This is a genomic window from Janthinobacterium sp. GW822-FHT07A03 (assembly GCF_058798815.1).
The window spans coordinates 162732-180090 of sequence record NZ_JBXAKW010000001.1 but is presented as its reverse complement, the minus strand read 5'-3'; the positions used below and the strand labels follow the sequence as shown (position 1 = coordinate 180090).

Here is a 17359-nt window from a genome sequence, read left to right as displayed (position 1 = left end):
GCCGGCCGCTGCCGCAGTTGGCCAACCCTATCCGCGCTGCGGGATGTCGAGCCCCTTGATGACGGCGGGACGGGCCAGGAAAGCGTCCAGCGCGCGCTGCACGTTCGGGAAATTGCTAAACACGACGAGGTCGCCGGCGCCATAGAAGCCCACCAGGCAGCGCACCCACGGGAAAATGGCGATGTCGGCAATCGTGTACTGGCTGCCCATGACCCAGTCGCGGCCCTGCAGGCGCTGCTCGAGCACGCCCAGCAGGCGCTTCGCCTCGCCAATATAGCGCTCCAACGGACGCTTGTCTTCGTACGCCTTGCCGGCGAATTTGTGGAAGAAGCCCACCTGGCCGAACATGGGGCCGATACCGCCCATCTGGAACATCAGCCACTGGATGGTTTCATAGCGCAGGCCTGCGTCCTGCGGCAGGAACTTGCCCGTCTTTTCCGCCAGGTACAGCAGGATGGCGCCCGACTCGAACAGGGCCAGCGGCTTGCCGTCGGGACCGTTCGGGTCGAGGATGGCGGGAATCTTGTTGTTGGGATTCAGGGACAGGAAGGCGGGCGACAGCTGGTCGTTCTGCTCGAAGCTGACCAGGTGCGGCTCGTACGCCAGGCCCAGCTCTTCCAGCAGGATCGAGACCTTGATGCCGTTCGGCGTCGGCAGCGAGTACAGTTGCAGGCGCTCGGGATGCCGGGCAGGCCATTTTTGGGTGATGGGGAAGTCGGAAAGTTGGGACATGGAAATCCTTATTGAGTGTATGACGTGGCGCAAGAAAGCAAGTATAGCCAAGCATGGCCGTTTCAGCAGGACAGCGCCTTCAGCCAAACAAGCCGTGCAAAAACCAGCGCGGTGCGGCGTCTTCTCCGCTGCCGGCGATGCGTTCGCGGTAGACCCAGTAATGGGCGTGGTCGAGGCCTTCCGCAATGAAATAATCGCGCGCCTGCGACTGGCCCCACCAGCCTGCCTCGATGCGTTCGGCCACGGACACCATTTTCAGGGGCGAGCCATAGAAGGGCCGGTGTTCGCGCATCAGCAGGGCGATGGGCTGGGCCAGCAGCCAGCCGGGACGGGGCATGCCGGGCAAGCCGGGCGGCAAGTCGGGTGGCGCGCTTCTTGAAACGGGCTTGGCCGGCAGCGGCAGCCACTGGTTGGCCGCCTCGGGACGGTAATCGGCGCGCGGCACTGCCTGCAAGACATTTTCCATGCCCAGGCGCGCCACCAGCAATTCCAGCAGGCGCTGGCGCTCCTGCGGCGTGCCGCCCGGCTCGGGGAACAGGGTCTCGCTGGGCGGCGCCATCGGCTGCACCTGCAGCGCTTCCAGGGTCAGGCCGATCACGGGCGCGTCCAGCACCAGCTGCGCCAGGCGCTCCTTGAGCAAACGCAACAGATGCTCGTCGCGCCAGACGGCTTCCCCCAAGGCCAGGTCGATGACGGTGGGCGGGCGCGCCACCCTGCCCCGCTCGTGCGCCAGCAGCAGCTGTATGCGCTCGACGGCGAATTGCCGCGCGCACAGCCAGCCCGTCATCTGCTGCAGCAGCCGGCGCGCGCCGAACAGCAGCGCGTCGGCGTGCTCCACGCGGTCGAACAGTTCCAGGCTGGCGCGGAACGTGGGCGGCGCTTCGATCCAGACGAACAGTTCCGTGCCGTGGCCATGCGCATCGTCGAGCATGTCCAGCAGGGCCCCGCCGCAACGGCGCTGCAAGCCGGGCCGAGGCAAGTGGCGCAGCTGCCCCAGGGTGCGGCAGCCGATGCCGTCCAGCCAGTCGAGCCAGGGGCGCGCGGGCGGCAGCAAGGCGCACGGCAAGCCGTCGAGGCGGCGCACCAGGCTGGCCATGCTCAAGGTCCGGCCCCGGCGCGTAGCGGCGCGCGCCAGCAGCCAGGCACCGCGCGCCGTGGGAGCGCACGACAGCCGGGCCGTGTAGCCCAGCGCGCGCAAGCTGGCCGCGATGTGCCGGCACAGGGCGCGCACGCCGCCGAACAGGCGCAGGCTGGCGCCCGCATCGACCAGCAGGGTCGCTTCCTCGCCCTGCGCCACCAGCGGCGAATATTGCAGCAGCGCCAGCGCCACCGCCTGCAGGGCCTGCGCTTCCAGCTCGGGCGAGCGTTCGTGCAAACGCGCCTGCGGCGCCAGCATCAGCACGCCCGCGCGGCGCATGCCCGGCCGGATGCCGGCCGCCCGCGCCAGCGGCGACACGGCCATCACTTGCTCCTGCTCCAGCACCACGCCGAGGCTGTCAGCCGACCAGCGCGGGCAAAACACTTCGAGCGGGAGCCGGGGCAGGTACAGGCCGATCCAGAGTCGCATGACGCAGCAATAATGAAGGAGGTTGCAGTGGCAGGAACAACGGCGCGTCGCGCTGCGGTCCCCGGCGCTTGATGAAGCAGATCTCGATGCCGCCGGCGGCCGGGCGCACGGACAGGCGCAGCGGCGCCGGCGACGCATCCTGCGCGCCGTGCAGCGGGCGCAGCATGCAGAACAGGGTGTTGCCCGACTGCGCCGCCAGGTGCAGGCGGCGCAGGCTGTCGGCGCGCACGTGCGATTGCCAGAACAGCAGGGCGCCGCACGTGCCGCTGCGCAAGATGTTTTCTGCCGCCCACAGGGCATCCTTGCTGCCGGTGCTTTTGATCCACAGCAATTGCGACGGCGCCAGCCCCTGCGCGGCCAGGGCCAGCGCCTGCGGCGGATGGGGCGGCTGCAGCAGCACGATGGGCAAGCCCGGCAGCTGCGCCAGCGCGGGCGCCAGCAGCCGCAATTCGCCGCTGCCCGGCTGCTGCACCAGCAGATCGATGAGGTTGCCGCTGGGCCAGCCGCCGCCGGGCAGCTGCGCCGACAGGGCGGCAAAGCCCGTGTCCAGGCAGCGCGCGGCGCCCTGGCCCAGCTGCGATGCGCGCCATAAAGACGGGTGCAAGGCTTCCGGCGACGCCATCAATTGGGAATGTTGCATAATTGAATATGAAGATGAATACTGTATGCATATACAGTACTATCCAGCCCTGCTTTTGGCAAGGCTTATCTGCCAGATGGCGTGCCCGGGGCCGCTCCGCCATGTCCGAAAAACCCCGTTTCCCGCATCGATTGCTGTACCATAAGCACTCTCCTTACCGCTCGGCAATGCACCGGGCGGCTTCCTCCGTCCATAAGGAAACGCATTTGACCACCATCCAAATCATCAGCGCCATCGTCTTCGGCCTTGCGCTCATCCACACCTTCGCCGCCAAGTCGTTTGAGACATTATCGCGGCGCCACCCCCGCCATGCGGGCTTGCTGCACTTGCTGGGCGAAGTGGAAGTCGTGTTCGGCTTCTGGGCCTTCATCCTGATCATCATCATGGCCTTTGTCTCGGGCGGCGATGCGGCCATCGAGTATGCCGAGTCGCGCCATTACACGGAACCGCTGTTCGTCTTCGTCGTCATGGTCGTGGCCGCCTCGCGCCCCGTGCTGGACGCCGTGCAGCGCCTGCTGAAAGGCGTGGCGCGCGTGATGCCGCTGCGCACGGAACTGGCCCTCGTCTGGCTGGGCCTGGCGCTCGTGCCCCTGACGGGCTCCCTGATCACGGAACCGGCCGCCATGACCCTGGCCGCGCTGATGCTGGCGCCGCAAATCTTTCGTCCGGGCATCCCTGAATGGCTGAAATATGGCGCCTTGGGCGTGCTGTTCGTCAACGTTTCCATCGGCGGCACCCTCACCTCGTATGCGGCGCCGCCCGTGCTGATGGTGGCCACCACGTGGAACTGGGACAGCGCCTTCATGGCCACCCATTTCGGCTGGAAAGCCGCCATCGCCGTGCTGGTCAACGCCACGGGCGTGAGCATTTTGCTGCGCAAATATCTGCACAGCAACACCTCCGACATCAAGCCGAAGGCCGGCGAAGTGGAAGCGCCGAAAGTGCCACTGGCCGTCAGCCTCGTGCACATGATCGTGCTGGCCGGCGTCGTGACCCTGGCGCATCATCCCGTGCTGTTCATCGGCCTGTTCCTGTTCTTCCTCGGCTTCGTGCAGGCGTATGAGCGTTATCAAAGCCCGCTGATCCTCAAGGAAGGTTTATTGGTCGGCTTCTTCCTCGGCGGCCTGGTGGTACTGGGCGGCATGCAGCAATGGTGGCTGCAGCCCATCGTCTCGAGCCTGAAACCGCTGGCCCTGTTCTTCGGCGCCCTGGGCTTGACGGCGATCACGGACAATGCAGCCCTCACCTACCTCGGTTCGCTGATCGTCGGCATGACGGACGAAGCGAAATACATGCTGATGGCGGGCGCCGTGGCCGGCGGCGGCCTGACCGTCATCGCCAATGCGCCGAACCCGGCCGGCGTGGCCCTGCTGCGCCGCGGCTTCAAGGATGAATCGATCGGCGCCGTCGGCCTGCTGGCCGGCGCCCTGCTGCCGACGGCCGTGGCGGGCCTGGCCTTCCTGGCCTTGTAAGCTGCATCACGGGGCGGCTGCCGGCCGCCCCTGTTTTCCCTCAGTTACCCCTCAGTTACCCTCATACACGAGGAAATGCAGCCGGTCATAGAACAGGCTGTAGGCATAGTCGAACGTGCCCACGCTGCGAAAACCCTTGTGCAGGTACACTTGCAGCGCTTCGCTCTTTTCCCACACCGTCAGGGTGATGCGCGCACAGCCCTTGCGGCTGGCCAGGTCGCGGATTTCATGGAACATTTGCCGGAACAGGCCCTGGCCCCGGTATTTCTCGTCGATGGCCAGGCTGCTGACGAAACAGTCGTCCGCGCGCGCATGCGCCAGCACGAAGGCGTCATACGCATCGTCGAGCGCCTTCATGTCATCGCGGTAATATGACACGGCGCCGCAGGCCTGGAACTCGTCCATCGTCGCGGCCGTGAAAAAGCCGATGAAACGGTCATCCTCGTCATGCAGGCCGTGGATGTGCGCCAGATACGGATCGATGTTCTGCCGCCGCTGCAATTCGACGAATTGCAGATTGAGTTTATTGCCGAACGAGCAATATTCCAGGTAGCTGGTGGCAAACAGCAATTTGGCCATGCGGTTCTTCGTCTCGTCGCCCAGCAGTTCGCCCGCCACCAGCTTGAGCGGCGCATGCGACAGCAAGCCCGCCTGCGCCTCGTCACCTGGCGGGGCGGCATCGCTGACGGCCGGCATGCGGCTGCCGTGGCGGCCCACGGTGGGGCGCCAGAAGTTGCCGGCGGCAATATGCTGCGAACGGTGGGCCAGCAGGTAGCGGCAAAAGACGGCATTCACGCGGTCCAGCTGCGGATCGTCCGACAGCACCGAGTAATAGTGGAAGTGATCGATGTCCGCCCGCAGCTGGGCCGCATACGCCATGCGCGGAACTTCCTCGATGTCGAACACGTCGACAATGTCGGGCAGGCGCAAGGGATCGTCGAGTTGCCAGTCGATGTCGGCCAGCCGCGCCACGCAGCGCGCATACGCGCGCCGCTCTTCGTCGCTCAAGGGGATGTGCATGTCGGTAATGATATCGTCCAGCAGCCGCATGCCGCGGATGCCGCCCGCCACCGCTTCGCGCACGCCGTCATACAGCACGCAATAGCGCTGGTAGAACTCGGCATGGCTGAGCAGGGTCACGCCCAGGTTTTTCTTCCATTCGGCATAGAACTGGCCGAACAGCTGCGCCTCGAATTGCGGACAGGAACGGGGAACCTGCGCAGCGATACCCGCATAGGCGAGGTTCACATTGCGCTGGATCACGCGCAGCGCGGCGTCGTTCTTCTTGGCGATCAGCATGCCCGTTTCATCGAGAAACAGATTCATCCAGCTGACATGCCGGCGCTCCTCGCCCTCGCCTTCCCCGCGCTGGAAATAATCGGGCACTTCCGGCTTCATCAGGAAAATCGTCGCCGGATTATGCGGGATCGTATCGACATCCATGTACATGCCGCCGTATTCGCACATGATGAGAATGCGGAAATAATCGGACAAGGTGGCGAAGTAGCGCTGCGTATGCAGGGTGTCGAGGATATCGAAGCGGGCCGGTGCGAAGTCCAGCGCCAGCGCGCGCAGCGAGTTGATGTGCAGGGTCGTGCCGCCGATGGCGTAGCGGCCTATCGTGTAGCGCCCGGCGCCGCCCGTGGGGCTGAAGCGCTCGTCATTGCGCAGCTGCTGCGCATCCCACACCCACAGGATGGAGACATACGGCGCGCCGCCGTTGTGCCGCACTTCTTCCAGCGCCGCGCCCCACTGCCCGATCGCCTCGGCAGCGATGGCCGGCAGCGGTCCGCCCATCCAGATGCGGTGCAGGTAGCGCTCGTCGTCACCGAGGGCGCGCGTGGGGATGCAGCTGAGCGAGGAACAGCTTGCCGCATTGAAATGGTTGAAGTTCAGGCCGACAAAGCTGCGCAGGGCGGCGATGCCCGCCTGGTGTTCCGCGGCCAGTTGTTCCAGATCAATGCCAGGGGGCCGCACATCGGCCAGAGTGATGTAATCGAGCTTCAGCCGGTTGATGCGGAACTCGTATTCCAGGTTGAAAATCTTTGCTTGATCGTGTTTTGAGGCCAGGTCATCTATTTTCATGGGCGCACCATTTTCCGCAGGAGAGTGTCAATAAACGTCGCAGGAGGTAAAACAAGGTCGACAACACGCGCATCGTTGCGCCATCAGTGCCGGGCCAGCCGCACCTCGCTTTCCCGGCGCCCCGCCATGCCCCGCGTAAACAACAGCAGGCAGGCGGCGATGACCACGATGACGGGGATATTCAGCAGCGCATACGTTTCCAGCGCATAGCCGAAGCGCTGGCACAGCACGTTGTACAGCTGCAGCCAGGCGGACAGATAAATGCAGTACAGCAAGCTCATGGCGGCCGTAGTCAGTGTCATCGACTCCTTGCTGGCCGTGATCGCGCTGCGGAGCAAGGCGCCGTTGAACAGGCCGAAGCCGATGGAATAGACAAACATGCAAGCGGCAAACACATCGACGTGATGGCGGCCCGCGCCGGCGCCCAGCATGCCGGCCGCCGCGATCAGCCCGCCCATGCGCAGCAGGGAGACGAGCGGGAAATCCTGGCGCAGGCGCTGGATGGCGATGCTGCTGAGGACAAAGCCCGACAGAATCACGCATTGCAGCGCGATATAGGTGGCGTAGGACGCGCCCATTTCCTGCAGCACGAAGATGGGTGAAAAGCCGATCCAGGCCGTCAGGGGCACGGTGGCCAGCCCGGCCGTGAACATGCCGAACATGAAGCGCCCGTTGCTGAAAATGGCGGCATAGCTGCGCACGATGGCGGCAAGATCCAGGCGCGTGGCCGTGGGCGCCGTGCGCGGCATGGTCTTGAACAGGCCCAGCAGGGACAGCAGCGCCAGCAGGCCCGAGAGGAAAAACACGTAGCGCCAGTCCAGCCGGCTGATGATGGCGCTGCCGAGGATGGGACCGGCCAGGGGCGCGAGGATGGTGGTGCTCGACAGAATGCTGCTCAGCTTGACGGCCGCCATGTCGTCGAACAGCTCGTGGATCATGGCATAGCCGACGAAGATGAAACAGCAGCCCATGCCCTGGATGAAGCGCACGGCGAGAAATTGCTCGATGGAAACGGCAAACGGCACGGCCAGCGTGGCCAGCAGGAACAAGGTATTGCCCGTGAGTACCAGCTTGCGCTTGCCGATGCAGTCGGCCAATGGCCCCAGGAAAATCTGCAGGGAACTGCCGCCCAGCAGATACAGGCTCAGGGACAGGGGGACGAACTTTTTCTCCGCCTGGAACTCCTCGACGATGCCCAGCATCGCCGGCATGATCATGTCGTTCGACAGATAGATATTCAGTTCAAAGACGAGAAAAAACGCAAAAAACCACAGCAACTGCTTGGACTTGATGGACATGGCGCGTTCCGTAACGTGGGTGGCTGCCGTCAGTGCATGCCAGCCGTCGGGGCATGGGACGGCGGACACGGTTTCACACTGAAAACGTGTACCAATTGTATACCAGTTCGCATTTTTAACGCCGATTTTTGTGTTTTTTAAATACCGCAACAATACCACTTACGATAATTCCATGGCACTGCGGCAATGGCACCTACCCTGAAAAGGGCACGGCCAGCATGCCGGCGCGCTGGCGCGGGCATGCCGAGGAGGGAAGAACGATGCGTACCAGTCGGCGCGCGGCGCGGCCGCTTAGCGGCGGCGGTGGCTGGCGAAGAAATCAAGCAGCATCTTGCTGGCGTCGGGCCTGGCCTTGTCGTTGAACGGCAGGCTGGCGTCGCCGCCGCTCCACGCGTGCTCGAGGTGCTCGACCTGCGCCACGCGCAGCAGCACCTGCTTGCCCACCTGATAGTCGTGCAGCGCGTACGCATGGGCCGGATTGCGCCCGCCCGCCGCGCCGCCGGGCAGGCGCTGCGCCGTCACCAGCGTGTCGGCGTGCATGCGGTTGACGCGCACGCTCTGGCGCACCAGCTGCGTCTGGTTAATGGGCCGCACCACCTTGTCGGCCTGCCCTTGCAGCAGGATGGTGGGCAAGCCGGGGAACGCGGGCTGGCGCGCCAGCACTTCATCGATGGCCGCATCGGCGCGGGCGGCAGCGCCATGCTGCATCACCTGCAGCGCGCCGATCAGGTTATGCCCGGCGCCAAACACGGGCCCGGAATGCAGGCCCAGCGCGGCGAACAGATGGGGATGATTCAGGGCCACGATATGCGCCATGCCGGCGCCGGCGGAAATGCCGCAGATATAGATGCGCGCGCGGTCGATCGCATAGCGGGCCGCCACCTGCTCGATGGCGCCGACGATCAGGCGCACGTCGCCGCCGCCCTCCTGCGTCAGCTTGTCGTACCACTTCCAGCAGCGGCGCGCATGCGAGCGCAGCGATTGCTGCGGATACAGCACGGCATAGCCCTTGCGCTCGGCCAGGCGGTTCATGCGCGTGCCGTCGGCAAACTGCGTGGCGCTCTGCTCGCAGCCGTGCAGCATCACCAGCAGCGGCCGGCCCCGGCTGCGCATGGCGGCGCTCGGCGCTTTCTCGGGCAGGTACAGGAAATATGGCAGGCGCCGGCCCGGCAACTGCCCCAGTTCGGGCAACGGTGCATAGTGGGCGGCCAGCCACTTGCCCGGCGGGGGCGCCGTTCGCTTGCGCACGCGCGGGGGCGACAGGGGCGTGGCAAACGGCGCCAGCGAGGGCAGCGCATCGCTGGCGGGCCTGGCGCGCGGCGTCGCCCTGGTCTTGACCTTGGTGTTGGCCACGGGCTTGGCCACGGGCTTGCTGCGGGGTTTGGCCCTGGGTTTGGCCGGCACGGGGCCGAACAGCACCTTGGCCAGCCTGGTCGCCGTGCGCTGCTGCGCCTTACCGGCGCGCAATAGCCCGCGCAGCCATTTGGTGGCGGGCTTTACCATGGCGCGCGGCGCGCGTATCGTGATGGAGCGTACCGCAAGTTCATCCCTCTGCATCGTTGCATCGTCAGCATGCGCGGCCTCCTCCGTAGAACGCATAGAGTACCGCAATTGGGCCACGGCACCGTACGTTTGCGCACGGATAAAAGTGCCCCCGGCACCATTGAGGCAGATCAAGCGTGACCTTGGGCGTATGCTTACGCTAGGTGTTCGATCAGCATTTCACCAGAGGAGAGAACACCATGAGCTACCTGGACCGCGACATCCTGGGCATGTACCGCAACCACGACGGCCCCGGGCCAGCCCTGATGGGGGCCGACACCCTGATCGGGGACGAAGTCTACAATCACAACGACGAAGAATTGGGCGATATCAAGGAAATCATGCTCGACATGCGCACGGGCCAGATCGCCTATGCCGTGCTGTCCTTCGGCGGCATCCTGGGCATGGGCGACAAATTGTTTGCCGCGCCCTGGGAACGCCTGACCCTGGATACCGTCAACAAGCGCTTCCTGCTCAACGTGGACAAAAGCCAGCTGAAAGACGCACCCGGCTTCGACAAGAACAACTGGCCCGACATGGGCAGCGATGCCTGGAACCAGCAGATGGAAGCGTTCTATGGCAGCGGCACGCGCTACGGCAGCGGCGCCATGGCAGGCAGCCGCATGCCATCGGGCAGCGACCTGCGCGGCGGCGCCAGCCTGCAATCGGGCAGCGAAGGCAGCCTGTCCGGCAGCTCCATGAGCGGCAGCCGCGCCGGCACCAGCAGCCAGAGCGGCTCGCGCTCATCGCTCAGCGATGATGGGCGCGACGAGCGTAGTTGATGGAGCAGAAAGGCAAATCCGACAGACAAGGGCCGGGGTCGTACCCTGAAGGTACGACCCCAGTATTTGCTTGGGACTTAGCAAGCTACCGCTGCATCGATTCCCACACCTTCTGCAAACGCTTGGCAGAAACAGGCATCGGCGTGCGCAGTTCCTGCGCAAACAGGGAGACGCGCAGCTCTTCCAGCATCCAGCGGAACTCGACCAGTTTCGGGTCCGTGTTCTTGCCGGCCTGGCGGTCCTTGGCCTGGCGCAGATACGGCGCGGCGGCCGATTGCCATTCGGCCATCAACTTGGTGTCGCGCGCGGGGTCGGCGCGCAGTTTTTCCAGGCGCACATTGATTGCCTTCAAATAGCGGGGGAAATGCGCGAGTTGCGTGTACTCATTTTCCGTCAGGAAGCGTTTATGCACGAGTCCCTGCAGCTGCGCCTGGATATCGGTGGCCGCCGCTGCGGGAATATTTTGCAGCCGCTTCGGCAAGCCGTGGAATTCCGTCAGCACTTGCGACAGCAAACGGGCGATTTCATTGACCAGCAAGACCAGGCGCGACTTGCCCTCCGCCTGGCGCTTGGCAAACGAGGCGGCGTCCAACGGCAGCGGATCTTGCAAGCAAGCAATGTCGAGCGCCTTGTTGATGATTTGCTCGCGCAACTCTTCCTGCGACCCCAGGGCCATGAATTGCATTCCCATCTGCTGCAAGCCAGGGATGCTCTTCTCGACGTACTTGATCTGTTCCTTCATCTGCAGCGCAAATAAACGGCGCAAGCCGACCTTGTGCGTGCGGGCGGCCACGGTCGGGTCGTCAAACACTTCCAGGTCGCAATGCGTACCCTTGTCGACCAGGGCGGGGAAACCGATCAAGGTCAGCTTGCCCTGCACGATTTCGAGCAGCTCCGGCAATTCGCCAAAGGTCCAGGCCGTCAAGCCCATGTGCTGCGAGACGGTGGCATTGCCTGACGCCGGGGCCGGGGCAGCGCCCTTGGCCGGCGCGCCGCCCTTGCCGGCCGCCGCGTTGGCGGCGCCCTGCGCTTGCGCCTGCAGCCGCGACGCCACCTGTGCGCCCGCCACCTTGGCGCCGGGCGTGCCCGTGCCCGAGACGCCCGACACTTCGGCCAGCTTCTGGAAACTCTGGCGCGCCTGGCCGCCGAATTCCGCCTGCAGGGTGGCCAGGTTGCGGCCCATGTCCAGCTGGCGGCCATGCTCGTCGATCACCTTGAAATTCATGAAGTGATGGGCAGGCAAGGTTTCCGGCTTGAAGTCCGTCGTCAGCACGCTGATCGTGATTTGCGTGCGGATGTCGAGGATGATGGCATCGATCAGGTCACCGCGGCCAAACACGCCCGCTTCATGCACGCGCTCGCAGAACTTGGCCGCGTAATCGGGCAGCGGCACGCAGTGGCGGCGCAGCTTTTGCGGCAAGGATTTTAATAGCAGATGCACTTTTTCCTTCAACATGCCCGGCACCAGCCATTCGCAGCGTTCGCGCGGCAACTGGTTCAGCGCATACAGGGGCACGCTCAAGGTCACGCCATCGCGCACGCTGCCCGGCTCGAAGTGATAGGTCAGGCCCATTTCCAGGCCCGTCACGGACATGGTTTTCGGGAACAGGTCCGTCGTCACGCCGGCCGCCTCGTGGCGCATCAGCTCTTCGCGGTTCAGGTATAGCAGCTTCGGGTTCTCGCGCGTGGCTTCCTTGTGCCACTTTTCGAAACCGGCGCCATTGCACACGTCCGCCGGCAGCAGCTTGTCGTAGAAGGCGGCGATCAGTTCATCGTCGACCAGCACGTCCAGGCGGCGCGACTTGTGCTCGAGGTTTTCGATGTCCTTGATCAGCTTGTGGTTGTGCGCAAAGAACGGCGCGCGCGTGTCGAAGTCTCCGCCGACGAGCGCGTCGCGGATGAAAATCTCGCGCGCTTCCGGCAAGTTGAAGTTGCCGTAGTTGATGCGCCGCTGGCTGTACACCACCAGCCCGTACAAGGTCGCCCGTTCGGACGCCGTCACCTGCGCCGAACGTTTTTCCCAGCGCGGTTCGCCCCACGATTTCTTCAGCAGGTGCTCGCCCACTTTTTCCAGCCACTCGGGCTGGATCTGCGCCACGCAGCGCGCGTACAGGCGCGTCGTGTCGACCAGCTCGGCCGCCATGATCCACTTGCCCGGTTTTTTCAGCAGCGAGGAACCAGGCCAGATGTGGAACTTGATGCCGCGCGCGCCCAGGTAGCCCGCACCCGGCTCGTCCTCGCCCTTGAAGCCGATATTGCCCAGCAAGCCAGTCAGCAAGGCCATATGCAGATTATCATAGGTGGCCGGTGCTTCGTTCAGGCGCCAGCCCTGTTCCTTGACGATGGTCAACAACTGCGAGTGCACGTCGCGCCATTCGCGCAAACGCATCTGCGACAGGAAATTCGTGCGGCAATTGTCCTGCAACTGGCGGTTGGTTTTCTTGTGCTCGATGGCGGACTCGAACCAGCGCCAGATTTTCAGATAGCTCAAGAATTCCGACTTTTCATCGGCAAACTTCTTGTGCGCTTCGTCGGCCGCCTGCTGGTACTCCATCGGGCGGTCGCGCGGATCCTGCACCGACAACGCAGAGGCGACGATCAGCACTTCCGTCAGACACGCGTTCTCGAGCGCGGCCAGGATCATGCGGCCCACGCGCGGGTCCAGCGGCAGCTTGGCCAGCTTGTTGCCCAACGGCGTGAGTTTATTGACTTCATCGACGGCACCCAGCTCCTGCAGCAGCTGGTAGCCGTCGGCGATGGCGCGCGCCAGCGGCGGCTCGATGAAGGGGAAGGTTTCCACGTCCGTCAGGTGCAGCGACTTCATGCGCAGGATGACGGCGGCCAGTGAGGAGCGCAGGATTTCCGGCTCCGTGAATTTCGGCCGCAGCAAGTAATCCTGCTCTTCGTACAGGCGGATGCAGACGCCGTCGGCCACGCGGCCGCAACGCCCTGCGCGCTGGTTGGCGGCCGACTGGGCGATCGGCTCGACCTGCAGCTGCTCGACCTTGTTGCGGTAACTGTAGCGTTTCACGCGCGCCAGGCCCGCATCGACCACATAGCGGATGCCGGGCACGGTCAGCGAGGTTTCCGCCACGTTGGTGGCCAGCACGATGCGGCGCGCATTGCTGGTTTTAAACACGCGCTCCTGCTCTTCGGCCGACAGCCGGGCGAACAGGGGCAGGATTTCCACGTGCGGCGGATGGTGCTTGCGCAGCGCTTCGGCGCAGTCGCGGATTTCGCGCTCGCCCGGCAAGAACACCAGCACGTCGCCCGAGCCGATGCGGCACAGTTCTTCCACGCCATCGACGACGGCATCCATCAAGTCGCGCTTTTCGCGCGCAGCCGCCGTGCGCTGGCCGGGCTTGTCGGCGTTCGCGGCACCCGGCATGGCCACCTGCTCGCGCTCCACGGGACGGTAGCGCACTTCCACCTGGTACAGGCGGCCCGACACTTCGATCACGGGTGCCGGTTTCTCCGGCGTGCCGAAATGGCGCGAGAAGCGTTCTGCATCAATGGTGGCCGAGGTGATGATGATCTTCAGGTCGGGCCGGCGCGGCAGCAGCTGCTTTAAATAACCAAGCAGGAAATCGATGTTCAGGCTGCGTTCGTGCGCTTCATCGATGATGATGGTGTCGTAATTTTTCAACAAGGGGTCGGTCTGCGTCTCGGCCAGCAGAATGCCGTCCGTCATCAGCTTGACGGACGCGCCACGGCTCAGGGTATCGGTAAAGCGCACCTTGAAACCCACCGTTTCGCCCAGCGGCGTGCCCAGCTCCTGCGCGATGCGCTTGGCCGTCGACGAGGCGGCGATGCGCCGCGGCTGCGTGTGGCCGATCATGCCCTTCTGTCCCCGTCCCAGTTCCAGGCAAATCTTCGGCAGCTGCGTCGTCTTGCCGGATCCCGTCTCGCCCGAGACGATGATGACCTGGTTTTCCATCAGGGCCTTGGCGATTTCTTCGCGCCGGCCCGAGACGGGCAAGTCTTCCGGATACGTAATCGGTGGCAGCGGATTGCGGAAGGCCTTTTCCGCCTCGCGCGCGGCGCGGGCTGCGTCACGGCTCTCGCGGCTGGCCTGGTCATTGCGCGGCGCCTGCCCCTCGCGCGGCGCGCGCTGCTGCTGTTGCTGTCGCTGTTGCTCTTTCTGCTGCTCCGTGCGCGGCGCCTGCGGCCTTTGCTGGCTCACGGGCGGGCGTGATCGGCCCTGCGCAGGCGCGGCGGCAGGCGTGGCAACACCCCCGCTGGCGGGCACATTTGCAACGGTGGAAGGAGGGGAAGACTTATTGCTGGCTGAAGACATTGTTTTTTACAGGTATTTTAAGCGCGCACATCGCGCAGCGAATTATAATGCGCTTAATGGAAAACCCTACCCAATTCGTCCAATGGCTGCGCTCAGTCGCGCCCTACATCCACGCCTTTCGCGGCAAGACCTTCGTGGTCGCCTTCCCCGGTGAACTCGTCAGCGCCGGGGCGCTGCAGGTGCTGGCCCATGATTTGTCCCTGCTGCATGCGCTGGACATCAATGTCACCGTCGTCTACGGCTCGCGGCCGCAAGTGGCGGAACAACTGGCCCTGCGTAACGTCGAAGGCCGCTTCCACAACGGCGTGCGCATCACGGATATTGCCGCGCTGGAATGCGCCAAGGAAGCGGCCGGCGAGCTGCGCCTCGATATCGAGGCCGCGTTCAGCCAGGGCTTGCCGAACACGCCCATGTCGCATGCGGCCATCCGTATCATTTCCGGCAACTTCATCACCGCGCGCCCGCTGGGCGTGATCGATGGCGTGGACCTGGAACTGACGGGCATCACGCGCAAGGTCGACGCCGAAACCATCCATTCCATCCTCGGTTCGGACGGCCTGGTGCTGCTCTCGCCGCTGGGCTTCTCGCCCACGGGCGAAGCATTCAACCTGACCATGGAAGACGTGGCGTGCAGCGCCGCCATCGCCCTGCACGCGGACAAACTGATCTTTATTACCGAAACGCCGATGATGGTAGACGCCACGGGCGTGGAAATCCGCGAACTGTCGTCGCACCAGGCCGAAGCCGTGCTGATGGCCGGTTTCCTGCCGGACGCCACGGCGTTCTACCTGAAACATTGCGTCAAGGCATGTCACAACGGCGTCGAGCGCTCGCACATCGTGCCCTTCTCAATGGACGGTTCGGCCCTGCTGGAATTGTTTACCCATGATGGCGTGGGCACCATGATCAGCCATGAAAACCTGGAAAGCCTGCGCCAGGCCACCATCGAAGACGTGGGCGGCATCATCAAACTGATCGAACCGCTGGAAGCGGACGGCACTTTGGTGAAGCGTGGCCGCGAGCTGATCGAGCGCGAAATCGATTATTTCTCCGTCATCGAGCATGATGGCGTGATCTTCGGCTGCGCCGCCCTGTACCCCTTCCCCGCGCAAAAGATGGCGGAAATGGCATGTTTGACCGTCAACCCGGAAGTGCAAGCCCAGGGCGACGGCGAGCGCATCCTGAAACACATGGAAAACCGCGCGCGCGCCGCCGGCCTGAACAAACTGTTCGTGCTGACCACGCGCACCTCGCACTGGTTCAAGAAACGCGGTTTCGTGCCCGCCACGGTCGACGATCTGCCGAAGGACCGCCAGCATATGTATAACTGGCAACGCAAATCGCAAGTCTTAATTAAAACCCTGTAACACATGAAAAAGCCCGGCATGCCGGGCTTTTTCTTTGCGCAATATCAATATTTGATAATCAATTATTTGATGTTCAGCGGGGCAAACGATTTCACCAGATCGTCGAGCGCCTTCAATTGCGCCAGGAACGGTTCCAGCTGGTCCAGCGGCAAGGCGCTGGGGCCGTCGCAGCGGGCATTGTCCGGGTCCGGATGGGCTTCCAGGAACAGGCCGGCGATGCCGACGGCCAGGCCGGCGCGCGCCAGGTCCGCCACTTGCTGGCGGCGGCCGCCCGAAGCGGCGCCGCCGGGATCGCGCTGCTGCAGAGCGTGGGTGACGTCAAAGATGATGGGCAGGTCGTCGCAGGTCTTTTTCATGACGCCAAAGCCCAGCATGTCGACCACCAGGTTGTCATAGCCGAGGCAGGTGCCGCGGTCGCACAGGATCAACTGGTCGTTGCCCGCTTCCTTGAATTTCTCGACGATATTGGCCATCTGGCCAGGGCTGAGGAATTGCGGCTTCTTGATGTTGATGACTTTACCCGTTTTCGCCAGGGCCACGACGAGGTCCGTCTGGCGCGCCAGGAAGGCGGGCAATTGCAGCACGTCGACCACTTCGGCCACCTGCTGCGCCTGCCATGGCTCATGCACGTCGGTAATCACGGGCACGCCGAACGCCGCCTTGACGTCCTGGAAGATGCGCATGCCCTCTTCCAGGCCCGGGCCGCGGTAGGAATGGATCGATGAACGGTTGGCCTTGTCGAAACTGGCCTTGAACACATAGGGAATACCCAGTTTTTGCGTCACGCGCACATATTCTTCGCACGCGCGCATGGCAAGATCGCGCGATTCGAGCACGTTGATGCCGCCAAACAGCGCGAAACTGCCTGTATTGCTGACATCGATGCCGTTGACTTTCACTGAGGTCATAGGGATTCCATATTGGTTAATTGTTACTACTTGCTTGGAAGAGGCGCAGCCAGCGGCTGGCGCGATAAGGCATCTTACTAGCTAGGGCGGCGCAGATCAAATTTGATCCAGCGCAAGCGCCTGGCAAACGGCGCGTGGCCGGGCCGCGACGGCCCCGCGAGGGGACACGCAAAGTGCCTTATAATCACGCTTTATCTCTACACTGATTCAGGAGCACAGATGGCCCGCACGATCCACTGCATCAAACTCAACAAGGAAGCCGAAGGACTGGATTTCCCGCCGTACCCGGGTGAACTGGGCAAGAAGATTTACGAATCGGTGTCGAAAGAAGCATGGGCCGCCTGGCTCAAGCACCAGACCATGCTGGTCAATGAAAACCGTTTGAACCTGGCCGACGCGCGCGCCCGCAAATACCTGGCCACGCAGATGGAAAAGCATTTCTTCGGCGATGGCGCCGATGCCGCCATGGGCTACGTACCGCCAACGGAATAAGTTTTTCAGCATTCCCGCCCGTGGCCGCCGCGCCGCGGGCAGTTTCATCCCCTCCCCGTTTCACGCCGCCTGACGCTGTTTCACGGCTGACCTTTCCCGTTTCGTCGCACCCCGCTCGCCGCCCGCGCCGCTTGCAGGCACAGTACGTCCATCGACAACCTCACTCCAAAGGCGGAC

Annotated in this window: 12 protein-coding genes; 4 read left to right on the top strand and 8 right to left on the bottom strand. The window is 63.9% G+C overall.

Annotation, left to right across the window (positions count from 1 at the left end; genetic code table 11):
* Positions 1 to 27: 27 nt before the first annotated feature.
* The 3 genes from AC1RJW_RS00855 to imuA form a co-directional block, all read right to left on the bottom strand.
* Positions 28 to 732, bottom strand: coding sequence for a glutathione S-transferase N-terminal domain-containing protein (locus tag AC1RJW_RS00855; RefSeq protein ID WP_493042684.1), 705 nt, complete (start codon positions 730 to 732; stop codon positions 28 to 30).
* A gap of 79 nt (positions 733 to 811) precedes the next feature.
* Positions 812 to 2299 carry a Y-family DNA polymerase gene (locus AC1RJW_RS00850; protein ID WP_493042682.1) on the bottom strand — a complete coding sequence of 496 codons (1488 nt, stop codon included), beginning with the start codon at positions 2297 to 2299 and terminating at the stop codon, positions 812 to 814.
* Positions 2229 to 2939, bottom strand: a complete 711-nt coding sequence (imuA, locus tag AC1RJW_RS00845; RefSeq protein ID WP_493042680.1) for a translesion DNA synthesis-associated protein ImuA — start codon at positions 2937 to 2939, stop codon at positions 2229 to 2231. The genes AC1RJW_RS00850 and imuA overlap by 71 nt, the downstream gene beginning before the upstream one ends.
* A gap of 206 nt (positions 2940 to 3145) precedes the next feature.
* Between imuA and AC1RJW_RS00840 the strand changes: the two genes are divergently transcribed.
* Positions 3146 to 4411, top strand: a complete 1266-nt coding sequence (locus tag AC1RJW_RS00840) for a putative Na+/H+ antiporter (RefSeq protein WP_493042677.1) — start codon at positions 3146 to 3148, stop codon at positions 4409 to 4411.
* A gap of 51 nt (positions 4412 to 4462) precedes the next feature.
* Here the strand turns inward: AC1RJW_RS00840 and AC1RJW_RS00835 are convergent, their stop codons facing one another.
* The 3 genes from AC1RJW_RS00835 to AC1RJW_RS00825 form a co-directional block, all read right to left on the bottom strand.
* On the bottom strand, positions 4463 to 6496 hold the full coding sequence (locus AC1RJW_RS00835; RefSeq protein ID WP_493042676.1) for a GNAT family N-acetyltransferase: 2034 nt from the start codon (positions 6494 to 6496) through the stop codon (positions 4463 to 4465).
* Positions 6497 to 6579: 83 nt separating this feature from the next.
* A complete protein-coding gene (locus tag AC1RJW_RS00830) occupies positions 6580 to 7794 on the bottom strand; it encodes an MFS transporter (RefSeq protein WP_493042674.1) in 1215 nt (404 codons plus the stop codon).
* A gap of 291 nt (positions 7795 to 8085) precedes the next feature.
* The gene (locus AC1RJW_RS00825) at positions 8086 to 9351 is read right to left on the bottom strand and encodes an extracellular catalytic domain type 1 short-chain-length polyhydroxyalkanoate depolymerase (RefSeq protein ID WP_493042673.1); all 1266 of its coding nucleotides are present in this window, start codon (positions 9349 to 9351) and stop codon (positions 8086 to 8088) included.
* Positions 9352 to 9536: 185 nt separating this feature from the next.
* Here AC1RJW_RS00825 and AC1RJW_RS00820 point away from each other — a divergent pair, with 185 nt between their 5' ends.
* Positions 9537 to 10118: a PRC-barrel domain-containing protein gene (locus AC1RJW_RS00820; RefSeq protein WP_493042671.1), complete on the top strand. Its 582-nt coding sequence runs from the start codon at positions 9537 to 9539 to the stop codon at positions 10116 to 10118.
* Between the two features lie 85 nt (positions 10119 to 10203).
* Here AC1RJW_RS00820 and hrpA read toward each other — a convergent pair whose 3' ends face one another.
* The gene (gene hrpA, locus AC1RJW_RS00815; RefSeq protein WP_493042669.1) at positions 10204 to 14415 is read right to left on the bottom strand and encodes an ATP-dependent RNA helicase HrpA; all 4212 of its coding nucleotides are present in this window, start codon (positions 14413 to 14415) and stop codon (positions 10204 to 10206) included.
* A 56-nt stretch (positions 14416 to 14471) separates the two neighbouring features.
* Between hrpA and argA the strand changes: the two genes are divergently transcribed.
* Positions 14472 to 15782: an amino-acid N-acetyltransferase gene (gene argA, locus AC1RJW_RS00810; RefSeq protein WP_493042667.1), complete on the top strand. Its 1311-nt coding sequence runs from the start codon at positions 14472 to 14474 to the stop codon at positions 15780 to 15782.
* A 62-nt stretch (positions 15783 to 15844) separates the two neighbouring features.
* Here argA and kdsA read toward each other — a convergent pair whose 3' ends face one another.
* Positions 15845 to 16690, bottom strand: coding sequence for a 3-deoxy-8-phosphooctulonate synthase (gene kdsA / locus AC1RJW_RS00805; RefSeq protein ID WP_493042665.1), 846 nt, complete (start codon positions 16688 to 16690; stop codon positions 15845 to 15847).
* A 219-nt stretch (positions 16691 to 16909) separates the two neighbouring features.
* Between kdsA and AC1RJW_RS00800 the strand changes: the two genes are divergently transcribed.
* Positions 16910 to 17182, top strand: coding sequence for an oxidative damage protection protein (locus AC1RJW_RS00800; RefSeq protein ID WP_034750797.1), 273 nt, complete (start codon positions 16910 to 16912; stop codon positions 17180 to 17182).
* Positions 17183 to 17359 lie beyond the last annotated feature (177 nt).